The sequence below is a fragment of the Streptomyces sp. NPDC004542 genome, assembly GCF_040610035.1.
Lineage (GTDB): Bacteria > Actinomycetota > Actinomycetes > Streptomycetales > Streptomycetaceae > Streptomyces.
The window spans coordinates 1-13033 of sequence record NZ_JBEXLP010000141.1; the positions used below are offsets into that span (position 1 = coordinate 1).

3 protein-coding genes and 2 pseudogenes are annotated in these 13033 nt (G+C 66.9%); 2 read left to right on the top strand and 3 right to left on the bottom strand.

Annotated elements, in window-relative coordinates; genetic code table 11:
- Positions 1-115: 115 nt before the first annotated feature.
- A pseudogene (locus tag ABZX30_RS36440) lies at positions 116-541 on the top strand (tyrosine-type recombinase/integrase); the annotation flags it as partial.
- A gap of 217 nt (positions 542-758) precedes the next feature.
- Here the strand turns inward: ABZX30_RS36440 and ABZX30_RS36445 are convergent.
- The 3 genes from ABZX30_RS36445 to ABZX30_RS36455 form a co-directional block, all read right to left on the bottom strand.
- Positions 759-1148: a hypothetical protein gene (locus ABZX30_RS36445; RefSeq protein WP_355942253.1), complete on the bottom strand. Its 390-nt coding sequence runs from the start codon at positions 1146-1148 to the stop codon at positions 759-761.
- A 7-nt stretch (positions 1149-1155) separates the two neighbouring features.
- Complete coding sequence (locus ABZX30_RS36450) at positions 1156-8004, bottom strand: polymorphic toxin-type HINT domain-containing protein (RefSeq protein WP_355942255.1); 6849 nt, start codon at positions 8002-8004, stop codon at positions 1156-1158.
- Between the two features lie 130 nt (positions 8005-8134).
- A complete protein-coding gene (locus ABZX30_RS36455; RefSeq protein WP_355942258.1) occupies positions 8135-12415 on the bottom strand; it encodes a LamG-like jellyroll fold domain-containing protein in 4281 nt (1426 codons plus the stop codon).
- A 519-nt stretch (positions 12416-12934) separates the two neighbouring features.
- Between ABZX30_RS36455 and ABZX30_RS36460 the strand changes: the two are divergent.
- Positions 12935-13033: pseudogene (locus ABZX30_RS36460) on the top strand (IS5/IS1182 family transposase); the annotation flags it as partial.

Below are 13033 nucleotides of genomic sequence, written 5' to 3' on the forward strand. Positions count from 1 at the left end.
TCACGCAGGGCCACGGGCACCTTGCGTCCAGGGCCAAGGCGCACGATCCAACACGGAGCGTGACGCCGTGTCAGCAGCCCGAACCAGCGCACCGCTTAACTTCGAAGACCCACCATGCCTGCACTCTCTCGAACAGCATCGCAACCGCCAGCGTCAGGAGCGCGAAGCGGCGGGGACGGGCTGGAAGGACAGCGGCTACGTCTTCACCCGACCCGACGGAGCCCCAATCGAGGGAGCCACCCTCACCCGGCACTTCAACACCCTGCTCCACTGTGCCGGGCTCCGCCGCATAAGGTTCCACGACCTCCGACACTCGGCGGCGACGCTCCTCCTGGAGCAGGGGGTGGAACTCGTGTTGATCAAGGAGATGTTGGGGCATGCCCACATCGGCGTCACCGCCACCGTGTACGCCCATGTCCGGCTCCGCCTCCAGCGTGACGCCGTCGACCTTCTCGGCCACGCTCTCCGCAACCCCGCCGAGATCACCGGCAAGCCCGACGACGGCGACGAACCGCCCCTCGTCGGAGCCGCCGTCCGCTGACGTTGCCGTCAACTACTGCCGTCAGACACCCCAGAGGCCCCACCGGGACATCATTCCGGTGGGGCCTCTGGGGTTATCGCTGGCCGTTATCGACAGTGAATCCCCCGCCGGGCGGCCAAGCTTCGCGTCAGAGATGAGCTTTCGACTTGGAGAGACGGGAAAATCGCCGACACGACCTGCAACCGCTCCGGCAACGGTTGACCATTGATAGATCTCGCTATTTCTTTGAGACTGTCACAATGCCACCCGACGCCAGGGAGAATATCCGGACAAGCGCCTTCCGGACATCCGAGTCTCGATCGAGACGTTCCAGCGATTCGAACCTCACCGGATCAAGATCGATGGTGGCAATTCCGCCTGCATTTTCGCCACCCGTGGTCGAGAACAGCAAGAGACATCGGTAGGCCCGCACAGCTCCTGCTCTTTCCTCGCGCATCAGCGACTGAAGGAACACGGTCTCTTCCTTGACTTGGCTGCGGAGTGCATCCACCGAGCTCCACCGTGTCGCCCAGCCTTGGTCCTCCGCCTCCAGCTGGATCTCCAGTAGCGTATTGAAATCGATCCGGCACACCCGGAAGTCGGGGTCGGTCGAATAAATCATGGACATCAGAGCGCTACTCTCCACCGTAGACATCGATACGGATCGGCGTATCGGGGTCGAGACGCCCATCGTTGACCCTTGTTCGAATTTCATCCCAGCGATGATGACCGCCAAGAATCGTCCCGTCGCGTGACACGAGAATCCCGTCGCCCTTGGGGGCCTTATTGACCCCGTCCAAAATTTCTTCCTCGCTCAGGTACTCGTGATACCACTGCGATGCCGGGTCCCGAGTCTTTTGCCCCTCGGTATATTTGCCGAGATCACCGGCCTTCTCGTAACGCGTCGAAATAGTGGGACCGCATCCCGGACCGGTGTTGTGAACAAGTACCGGCGTATCGCCCGCCAGCACATAGTACGTGTGAAGGTCGGCGATAGTGAGGTTGTACATGTCAGCCACACCCGGACGGGACAGCACGCCGGTCAGCCTGACCTGGCTGTCGTCGGCGGTCTTGAGAGTGTGGCCCGGGGTGAGCTGGCCGGCCTCGACCCAGCTGTGGGCCGTGTCGTCCCAGAAGGGGTGGTGAGAGGTGGTGTGGATCGTGACGGTCTTGCCCTCCGGGCCGCGGACCTGAAGGTCGATGAGGTCGTTGTCGTGGTGGAGGAGTTCTGCCGTCACCTCACGTGGACCGCGTTTGCCGGTCTTGGGGTCGGTGGCGATGACCTTGTCGCCGATCCTGACCTCGACGATGGGTTTGGTGGTGCCGTCGGCCATGAGGACTTCGGTGCGGGGGTCGAAGCTGTTCCGGCAAGCGCCGGCCGCCTTGCTCTCGGCTCCCATGACACCGCCGAGATAGCTTAGGAACGCCTCATTGACGTAGCCCTCGATGATCTTGCCTCGGGCGACTTCCTTGGCCTCGTCCGCGCACTGCTCGGCGTGGTGGACGCAGTAGGTGGCCGCGATCTCCTTGGCCTTGGTGACGTCCGTGCCGCCGTGCAGCACGTACAGGTAGGCCTGACGGCAGCCCTCGCGCCCATAGCAGGCGGAGCCCTCCATGGACGACTCGTAGACCGGGTTGTACCAGAAGTTGTCCGTGAACTCCCCGTTCATACGGGGGGACCAGTACTGGTCGGCCAGCTTGTCGATGTCCTTCGTCACCGGGGTGTTCGCCGCCACCCAGGACTTGCTCGCAGCCTGGGAGCGCTTGTGGATCTGGCTGGGTGTGTTGTTGGGAGTGCTGCCGGAGCCGGCGTAGTCGCGCATCGCCCGGTCGATGCTGGCTTTGTCGCCTGGGGTGGCGTTGAGGCAGGAGGGGCAGTTTCGGGTGGGGCAGCCGAGTTCTGCGCACAGCCCGGAGGGGTCGCTGTGAGTGAGGGGGTTGTTCTTGGCGTAGGTGTAGCCGTGCATCTGCTGCGGGTCGCCGGCCGTGAAGACCGGGTCGACCGACAGGAAGCGGCCCGTGGCGGTGTCGTACTCGCGCGCCCCGAGGTGGGTCAGGCCCGTGACGGCGTCGGTGGTGCCGCCGACGAAGCCCTTGGTGCCGGTCCAGGTGGTCGGCTCGGTGCCGCGCAGCCCGCCGAATGGCAGGGTGCGCCGCTGGGTCAGCGCCTGGGTGGTCGCGTTGACGGACAGCTGGGCGGTGCCATGGTGGTCGGCCAGGGTGAAGGAAATGGTTCCGTCATTGGCCTGGACGGCTTGGTGCCCGCCACCGACGTCGATGTAGCGGGTGCCCTTGGCGGTCGTGGCGCCCTTCGCCAGAGTGATCTCCGTGGCGCCCAGGTAGAGCGTTGACTCCGTCGGGGTTCGGCCGATCAGGCGGTTGCCGTCGGCGTCGTACAGGTACTCGGTGACCTTGTCGCTGCCGCCCTCCACCGGCTGGGTGACCTTGGCCAGATGGCCTTCGGCGTCCCAGTCCAGGGTCTGCGAGGTTCCATTGCCCAGCAGTCGGGTGTGGGTGTTGCCCGCGACGTCGTACGTGAAGCTGTCGGTGGACTTGACCGTGCCGGCGGTGGTGTCCACCGAGCCCAGCGTGTGCGGCTGAACCGCGCCCGGGTCGGGGTAGTGGTAGCTCCGCTTGGTGTCCGAGGCACCGGTGGTAATGGCGTGCTGGGTCTCACCGAGCCGGTTGCCGACCACGTCGTACGTGTAAGAGGTCCAGTACGGGGCCGGGCCGCCCAGCACGCCGGTGGTCGGGGTCGTGGCACAGCTGGTCGTCGACTGCGCCCACGCCTCCGTCAGCCGGCTGAGGTAGTCGTAGCTGAAGCACTGGTTGTCGGTGCCGGTGCGGGAGGTGTCCGAGACGGACAGGACGTTGCCTGCCTCGTCGTAGGCATAGGTGTTGTACTGGTCGACGCCCGAGACGTCCTGGCGGTCCACCCGTGAAGTGGCCAGCCGCTGGGTGCCCCACTGGTAGGTGTTGGTCTCGTACGTCGTCTTGCCGCCGTTCGCCGCCAGCGAGTACTGAAGCGGCTTGCCGGTGTAGCTGTAGCTGGTGCTCCCGGTCAGGCTCTGCGGGCCGCTGACCCCGATGGGCCGCAAGGTGGCGTCCTCATAGGTGTACGCGACGGTGTTAGCGGCTAGATCACCTGCCTTGGGATACCCGACACCCTGCACCGTGCCCGAGGCGTTGTACGTGGTCGTCGACAGGTAAGTGCCCTGCAGCGCGCCCTCGGCCGACGGGATCGTCACCGAGGTACGCAGCGGCCGGTACAACCGGTCGTAGGCGACGACGCTCGACTTGTACTCCTGGCCGCCGCTGTAGCGCGAACTGGACGCGAGCTGGCCCTTGGCGCCGCTGATCGTGTCGTAGACCCACTTGGCGCGCAGCGTGCCGGTCGAAGACGTGTCCCGCAGTTCGGTCGTGCGGCCCAGCCCGTCGTAGACGTAGGCGAGGACGGTGTTGCGGGCGTCCTTGCTGGTGGCCAGCAGGGATCGGTCGTCGTACTCATTGTGGGTGACGCCCTTGTCGGGGTCCTTCGTGTCGGTGAGCCGGCCCATCAGGTCGTACGTCCAGGTCCACTGGTTGCCGACCGGGTCGTTGACACTGGTCAGCTCACCGCGTGGTGAGTAGCCGTACTTCGTGGTGTCGTAGTCGGCGTCGGCGGCACGGGAGTGCAGCAGGCGCAGTTCGGTGGTGTGGCCGCGGGCGTCGGTGACCGTGGTCTGCGCCGTGCCGCCGACCGGCGGGATGACGGTGGTGCGGTCGCCGCCGTAGATGGTCTTGGTGACGCCGAGGACCGTCCCGCCGTCACCGTTGCCGGCGATCTGCTTCAGCTCGGTGACCCGGCCAAGGCCGTCGTAGGTGTAACGGTTCTGGGTCTCCACACTCAGCGCGCTCTCGGGCTTGAACAGAGTCGTGGAGGGGGCGGTGGTGTCGGTGTAGTAGGTGGCGAACTCCTTCGCGGCCAAGCCGCGTTCGTCGTAGAAGGTGTCCTCCAGCAGCGTTCCGCCCTTCGGGCCGGGGCCCTGTGTCTGGCGCGCCCGCAAAAAGCCGTCGTAGAAGGTGTACGAGGTATCCTGCGCACCGGAGTTGCCGATGGTCTTCGTCCCCACGGCGATCGGCTTGCCGTCGGTGATGGTGTACGTGAACTCGTAGGTCGGGGTCTGACTGGTGGTCCGGTCGGCCAGCCACACCTTGGTGTTGCGGCCCAGCGCGTCGTAGGCGTAGGTGATGGCCTTGCCGTTAGTGTCCGTCTCGGTGAGCGGCTGTCCGCGCAGCGTGTCGTAGGCGGTGGTCGACGTCTGTGCGGTGGTGCCGTCACCGGCAGTAGCGGGCGGGGTGGTCACCGAACTGCTCGTCGGGAAGCCCGTGGTCGGGCTGTACGCGGTGGTCGTGGTCCGTCCGTCGCTGCGGGCGCTCCTGGTGAGCGTGCCGGCGGCGGTGACCGTAATGTCGGCGGTCAGGTCGGTGGTGGTCAGCGCCCGTCCGTAGCCGTCATAGGTGGAGGTGGACTCCAGGTAGACCGCGCTTGAGCCCTTGTATGAAATGAGTTTGGCGGTCCTGGTGGCGTCGCCCTTCGTCGCCGGGGCGCCGTACGCAGCGCCGTCGTAGGCGGTACGGACGTCGGACATCACGTCGGCCGGGCGGCTGGTGGCGGCGTCGCACGCCTTGGCCACCGTCTCGACCCGTGCGGGGGCGTCCACAGGGACGCTGCCGGTGACGTAGGTGGTGCGGGTGCACTGGTCGTCGGCCGCGGTCGTCGTGTCGCCCAGGTCCTCGGTCTGGGTGACCAGGCCGGTCGTGGCGTCATGGGTGTCGGACGTCGAGGTCGTCTGCCACTTGGCGCCGGCGCCGTCGTCGAGAGAGGTCCACGACTTGCTGGAGGCGGCGCCGGTGAGGTTGGCCGTGACAGTGCCCCAGTCGCGGACCTTCTTCGCGGTCTCCTTGTACCAGGGCCGGCTCACCGACTTGGAGAGCACCTTGCCGCCGGGTCCGGAGTAGGTGACGGTCTTGTACGCAAAGCCCGCCTGCGACTCGTGGTCGGTGATCGGGTCGCCCTCACCCGAGTCGAGGGTGACCGACACGCTCTTGGTGCCGCCCGAGGACGTCTTGCGGTCGCCGTCCATGCCGCGCAGGAAGTAGCTGTCGGTCTGCGACTTCATCGCCGACGCGCCGCCCTGACCGCCGGTGCGCACCCTGACGTGGCCGTAACCGCGCCACTGCGACCAGGTCTTGGATTTCTTCTTGGTCATGCCGTCGTCATCGTCGTAGTGCCAGGCCGCGCCGTCCAGGTAGTCGTACATGGTGACCTGGTCGGGGGCGCCGCCGGTGCGGTCGGTCGAAGTGACCGTGTCGACAACGTACTTGTTGAACCACTGCAGGTCCGGGTCGTCGGTCGTGCTGCCGCCGATGTACTGCGGGAAACAACGGGTGGTGTTCGTCTCCGGTGTGGGCAGCGCGGCGGCGTCACACACCGGTGCGGAGTAACCGACGTCGATCTGGCCCCCCGACTCATCCGCGACAGTGGACAACCGGGACTTGATGTACGGGGCGTAGCCGTCGCCGATCTTGTCGAGCCGGTTCGCGAGCTGGGTGTAGGCGAAGGAGACCTTTGGCAGGGTAATCGAGGCCGTACCGTCGTAGCCGGTGCGCTGGACGGAGTCCAGCAGCAGCTGATAATCGGTGTCCGCCATACCCCACCGGTGAGTGAGCTTCCAGCCGTCGACATTGCTGTAGGAAGCCGACACCAGCACCTGGGTGGTCACGCTCGTCAGCCGCTTGCGGGTGAAGAACGCCGGGGAGAACCGGCCCTTGTCGCAGTCGCTGCCCGCGTCGCAGTTCAGGTCCCACGGCGTGTCGTACCAGTACTGCGAGTCCGTGGAGATCGACGAGCAGGTGGTCGAGCCGTTGGGGATGCACCGCTCGCTGCTGGTGAAATTCACCTTGGCCAGCGCCTTCGTCGAGTACATGGCCGTGGACTTCAGCCCGTACTCGATGCGGTCCAGCGTGCCGCCGCGGACGTACGGCGTGTCGTCGGCCACCTTGAGGTTGCGGCCGTAGGAGTTGGTTTCCTTGTCGTAGTAGTACGCGACCGCGTTGCCATGCGGGTCCACCACGTAGTCCAGGTTCCAGCGCCAGCCCTGCTGGCACCAGGACGCCGCGAACGTCGAAGCGTTGCACGGTTCGTCGGCGTCGTTGCCGAAGACCGGCACCGTCCACGTCGAGTCGGTGGTCTCGTTGCCGCTCGCCCAGCCAGGCAGCCGGTTGTAGCCGAAGAAGTACTGCGTGCCGTCGGGGGTCGTCACGCGCCAGTACTCGTCCTTGCGGGCGCCGTTGGAGCGCACGTCGGTCGACGAGCCGTAGATCCGGTCGATCTTCGTGCCGTCATCGTTCTTGAGCTTGAAGGAGTCGGTGCCGTTGGGCACCAGCTCCCCGCCCGAACCGTTCAGTGACAGCGTGGCGTTGTCGTACGCCCAGCACAGGTCGCCCGGCTTGTTCCCGTCGGCGTTGGTCACGCCGTCGTCCGCGCACCCCTTGTAGCTGCGCTCGATGAACCCGGGAGCCAGGTCGAAGCCGTCACCGACCCACGACGCCTGGTTGTTGGTGTTCCCTGTCCGGCCGTCGACACCGCCGGAGGAGTACGACAGCCCGACTTCGGGTGTGAGCCCGCCGGGCACCTGCGGCACCGCCATGTCGTACGACCACGCGAACGAGCCGCTGCTCTGATCCGTGCTCCAGGTCGACGAGGCGGCCAGGGACGTGGCCTTGTAGTCACCCCTGTCGCTGCTGGCCGAAGCGGTTGCGGCCAGCACGGTCGCCGTGCTCGCGCTGAGGGCGACCGAGTTCGTGGTCAGCGTCTGCTGCTCGGTGTCGTTGACGGTCGCCACCGGCTGGGTCGTACGGCACTGCTTCTTCTGCGGTGTCGTCAGCGCGCACGCCGGCAGCCGGACCAGGGTCAGCCGGGCCGCGTAGCCGCCGCCGTACAGGCCGGCGAACGAGGAGTAGTCCAGCCCGGCGCGCACCTTGCCGCCGCGCTGCGCGCCGCCCGGCCGGGGAGTCAGCGTGAAGACCGGCCCGTCGACCCCCGTCTTCCGAGCCGCGGCGCGGGACAGGGTTTTCACTGTGTAGGTGCCGGTGGCCGCGTCCGCGGACCGCTTGACCTTGGTGTCGATGGTGAGTGGCAGTCCCTTGACCCGGGCCGTCTCCTTGCGCAGCGTGACCGTCACCGCGCTCGCCTTCGGCCAGCTGGCGGCCGGCGCCTTGGCGGGCGTGCGGGGGCCCTTCGTCACCTTGCGGGGCACCGACTTGCCCGCCGGGCCGCCGGCGACCGGGGACTCGGCCTGCGGCAGCGCGGGCTTGCGCCAGCCTTGGGCGACGGCGGGCACTCCCGACGCCTGGAGCAGTGTCGCGGTCAGCGCGGCGGCGGTGGCCATGGCCACCCGGCGCCATGGCCTGCCTGTTCTTGTGCGTGGTCTGGTCTTCATGCCGGTCTGTCTTCCTCCCGTTGAGTGCTCCGCGGGCAGCGGGGAGCCGCGCACGACGGAGTGAAGTAGTGGGCCCCGGTAAGGAGCCGACCACGTGCTGCGGCCGGCCCGTTCCCGGTGGCTGAACTGGTCAGTCGCCGCTGGGGACAGCGGTTGCCACGCCCGGCATGCCGACGGCGAGGTGATCGATCTGGGTCTCGGACAGCGCGCCCTGGAAGACCCACACGTCGGAAAGCGAACCGGGGAAATACTGGCTGGATGTGTTTCCGGTGGTGTCCCGGCCGAGTTGAAACGTCTTCGCGGCCTTGTAGGTCAGTACGTCGTCGGCCCACGAGACGGTGTCGGTGCAGCTCGGGTCGTCCTGTACCCCGTCATCGGCGTCGTCGCAGGCGGTCTCCTGGAGTTCGCCGTTGACGTAGAGCCGGATCTCCTTGGAGAAACCGTCGTAGACGAGTGCCACGTGGTTCCAGTCGGTGGGGCTGTAGAACATGCCGTTGGCGATGTCGGAGACGGCGGCGGAGCTGCTGTCGGAATCGGCCGTGGCGATCCGCCAGCGGCCCGGATCGGTGTCCGGGGTGGCACTGGGCTCGTAGCGCACCGCAAACGCGCTCTTCTTGGATCCGGGAGCGCTCAAGACGGTGACCGGGCTCGTCGGGACCGCGGCCGTCTGGACGAAGGCGCTGACAGTGAAGCTGGCGCTGGTGTCGACCGGCACCACGGAGGCCGCGGCGTAGTCGTCCGTGCCGTCGAGGGCGACAGCGCCGTCGACCCAGCCCGAGCCGGTCTGCGCACCGTTATAGAGGGTCATGGCGTTACCGGATGACGAGGCGTCGGGCGAGGTCAGCGGGGCGCCGGTGGCCGTCTCGAACTTCCAGCGTCCCTTGACCACTGCGCGCTGCTTGAACAACTGCTGCACCTCACCGGCCGACACCGGCCGGTCGAACAACCGTACGTCGTCGATCTGGCCGGGGAAGAACGAGGTGGGCACACCCTGGAAAGCGCTGGCGCCGATCTGCATCGCGCCCCCGGCGTACCAGGTCGAGGGCAGGGCGGTGGTGCCGGCCAGGGCCCCGTTGACGTATAGCGAGAGCTTGTCGGCCACGGTGTCCTGCACGCCGACCAGATGCGTCCACTCACCGCCGTGCGCGGTGTCGCCCTCGGGCTGCACGGCCCGCACCACCGTGGAGTCGGAGGTGTCGGTGCTGTGCTGGTTGAACACCCATCGGTCGTAGGAGCTGGAGTAGTACAGCTCCGGCCCCACCACCGTGGTGCCGATCTGCGAGGCGACGGTCGCCGCGTGCGTCGGCTTGTTTTTCGGCAGCTTCACCCAGGCGGCAACGGCGAAACTGTATGAGGTGTTGATGTGCGGGCCGGACGTGGTGGCGTAGTCGTCGGTCCCGTCCAGGGTGAGCGCGTTGCCGTCTATCCCGGCCGCGCCCGTCGTGGCGCCGCCCTTGAGGACCGCGGGGTTCACATCGGCCCGGCCGCTCAGCGCGGTCGCGTCGGCGGCGTCGTCCATGTGGAAGACCGCGCGGGCCGGGCGGCCGGCGCCGATCGAGTTCGAGCTGTACAGGCTCGCCACCTCGGTCGCCGACAGTGGCTTCTCGAAGGTCTTCACCTCGTCGATGGCGCCGGGGAAGAACGACGCTGGAGCGCCGTTGGGGAAGCCGGCGCCGATCAGCATGCCGCGCCGCGCGTTCCAGGGCGTGGAGTAGGCCGTGGACCCGGCCATCGCACCGTTGACGTACAGCTTCAGCAGGTTCTCACCGGCGGAGTAGACGCCGACCAGATGGTTCCACTCCCCGGCCTTGACTCCGCCCGCGGCGGCCTGCATGGCCCTGACGGGGGTGCCGTCGACGGTGTCGGAGGTGTACTGGTTGAACACCCAGCGGTCGTACGCCTTGGAGTAGTACAGCTCGAAGCCCGGCACGTTGTTGCCGCGCTGGGAAGCCACGACCGCCGCTCCGGACGGCAGGGCGGACAGCTTCACCCAGGCCGACACCGAGAAGCTGACGTCGGTGTTGATGGTGGCGATGTCGGTGGCGGCGTAGTCGTCGACGCCGTCGAACTGCACCGCCTTGCCGAACTTGCCCTCCACGTTCGGCGCCGGGCCGTTGTACAGGGTCGCGGTCTGCTCGGGTGCGCTGCCCGCGGCCTGGGTGGCGCCGGCCGCCTCGTCCATGGACCAGTCGGCGCGTTCGAGCTGCCCCGACTTGACCCGGAACTGGTAGGTGCGGGTCTCGGAGGGGTTGCCCGCGGCGTCGAAGGACTTCGCGGTGAAGGTGTTGAGGCCCGGCTTGAGCGGCAGTACCGGCACGGTCCTGGCCGCTCCGCCCGAGGTGGAGATCGTGTTGGTGGAGACCGGGTCGCCGTTGATGCCGTACCAGTATTTCGTCACGTCGGATACCGCGCCGGTGATCACGAAGTCACCGTACTGGCCCACCCCGTCGTACCACGGGTCCTCGGGGTCCTCGGGGTTCGAGGCCGGGTAGACGGCAGATGAGATGGCGGGCGCCTTCGGCACGCTCGTGTCGTACACGAAGTAGCAGGCGGTCGGGTCACCGGTGTAGGACCACGGCGAGTACTGGGCACCGTCGTAGGAGTGAACGTACCAGTTGATCGTCTTGTTGGGCGGGAGGGAGGACGGCAGGGAGATCGCGAAGTCCGAGCCGGACTTCTTCGCCGTCGTCAGACCGGACTTCCAGCGGGTGACGACACCCTTGCCGTCACCCGTGTCCCAGCTCGCCCGGAACTCCACGGACACGGAGTCGCCGTCAGGGTCCGTGACGTCGTTCGCGTAGATCTTGCCCAGCGTGCGCACCCGCGCTGCGCTGGACGGCTTCTTGCACGATCCGCCGTACTCCATGGTCAATTGCGACATCTTGACCTGCGTCGGCGGGCGGTTGTACCGCACGCGCAGGTAGGCGTCGTCCGAGAACCGCTTCCATGCGTATCCGTCGGTCTCGCTCGCGGCCTTCATGCCGAAGGTCATCGTCGACCACTTCTTGTCGGCCGCCTGCTGCACCGCGGACTTCACGTCGAACTCGGCGTCTTTCGCAGCGCAGCCGGTATACCCGTAGGCGAAGGACTCCGTCTTGAGGTGATCGATCCAGAAGGCGTCGTTGTCCTGCGAGTTCCAGGTCGTCGAGGAGGAGATGTCCTTGGTGCGCCACAGCTCCACGCTGCGGTCTGAACAGGACGCCGACCAGGTGTTGCGGACCACGAACTCCGCCTGCAGCACGGTTCGGCCCGCGAACTTGGAGGTCGGGATGCGGTAGAAGAGCCGCTTGGTGTCGTACGGCGCGCAGTACGACCAGTTGCAGTAGCCCAGGCCCGCGTCCGGGTCCCCATTGAACTTCCACTGCGGCGACGACGCCCAGTACTTGGAGGCCATCGTCCACGCCGAGGCCTTCGGGGAGTACCACTGCGGGTCGATGAACACGGGGTACACCGTGTCCTTGCCCCTGAGCACGCCGGTGTCCGGTGTCAGCACCAGCGCGTCCTGGCCGGCGGGAACCTCCACGCCGACCGGCGCCACGTTCCCGGACTCCGCGGCGACGGCCTCGGACTCAGTGGGGCCGGTGGTGGCAGCAGAGCCGGTGGACGCGGCTATGGCGTCGGCGGCCGTGGCCGCCGAGCGCTTCGAGGCACTCGGCGACGCCGTGGCGAGTACCTCGGCGGACGGCTTCGCGGTGTCGAGTGTCTGGGTGCTGGAATCCCACATCACGGGGCGAGGGGCTTCGAAGACCTCGCTTCCGGCACCCTGGTCGACCGCCGCCAGACCGCCTTCCGGGGTCTCCTTGACCTGCATGCCGTCGGCACCCAACTTTAGCCGTATTGTGCTCAGTTCACTGTTCGCGGCGGCCTCGGCCGACTTGACGACGAGGAGTTGAGTGAAGCCGTCCTGCTGCGCCGTCATCCGCAGATCGACGCCGGGCAGCACTTCCGGGTAGGTGACGGTGTTCCCGTTCAGCTCTGGTGAGGGCAGGTCCTTGGGCCAGGACAGCGCCAGTTCACGGCCGTTCTTCGTCATCCGCACCAACGGGGACGAACCCCCGCCGGAGAACATCAGACCGACGGTCGTGGCCTTAGGTACCACCGTTCCGTTCGCGCCTCGGGTCAAAGTGGTGTCGATGTCCCGCCATGCGCCATCCACCCGGGTCCGCACAGGCCGCAGATGCTCCCGGGCTTCCAAGTGCCCCTCCGGGGTGGCGTACACCTCGCTGCTCTCGCCGCGCGACGAGACGATCTCCACAGGCTTACCTGTGCGCGCGGCCTCGGCCAGCGCCTTGGTGTCCTCGCCCGCCCCATCGCTTCCAGCGGACTCGGCCGCCCCACCCGTTTCAGCGGTCCCGGCGGCCTTGGCGGCATCGAAGGCGGAGGTGTCGGCACTCTTCTTAGCCACTGCCATGGCACCGTTCGATGCGCTCACGGCCAGCACTAAGGCCGCGGAAAGCACGACGCCGGCTGTACGCAGCCGACGTCTCCCCCCATACGTATCCATGTGAACTGCTCCCCCACCAAGCCGCGTTGGGCTGTAACTGGATATGTTCGATCAAGCGGTCAGGTCGCAACATACGGGCACCTCCATCTCATTAACCAGATACTCACAAATGGGCAAAGGTAACGAGATCTACCATTCAGCTGGTTCAGGGCGTGAAATACTTCACATTCACTTCGTAAATTCTCCATAATTCTGCATCACCGCCCGTTTTGCCATGCACTGCTCGAGTCATCCCCGGAAGCAAACAAGCGGCCCCGTCTTCGCCAACCGGCCGATCCGGCCGTTACTGAGGTCTTCTCGGCAACGTGATGGTTGCGGTGTGTGACCGCGTGCGAGTGGTCGTGGCGGTGACCCGGCGTCAGTTATGCGTGAAGCCCCTGGTAGGAACGGGTCTGCGAAGATCAAGTTCCGGCCGAGAGGCTTCACGTGCCGTCCGGTATCACCTACACCGCTGTCCTCGATGTCCGCAGAGGGACCGCCGAGCATCTCGCGATGCTGCTGCGCGACCACCGCAGGCGGCTCGGC

Excerpts from the sequence above, each read along its gene's own strand:
- ABZX30_RS36445 (WP_355942253.1), bottom strand. The coding sequence starts at position 1,148 with ATGTCCATGATTTATTCGACCGACCCCGACTTCCGGGTGTGCCGGATC.
- ABZX30_RS36450 (WP_355942255.1), bottom strand. The coding sequence starts at position 8,004 with ATGAAGACCAGACCACGCACAAGAACAGGCAGGCCATGGCGCCGGGTG.
- ABZX30_RS36455 (WP_355942258.1), bottom strand. The coding sequence starts at position 12,415 with ATGGCAGTGGCTAAGAAGAGTGCCGACACCTCCGCCTTCGATGCCGCC.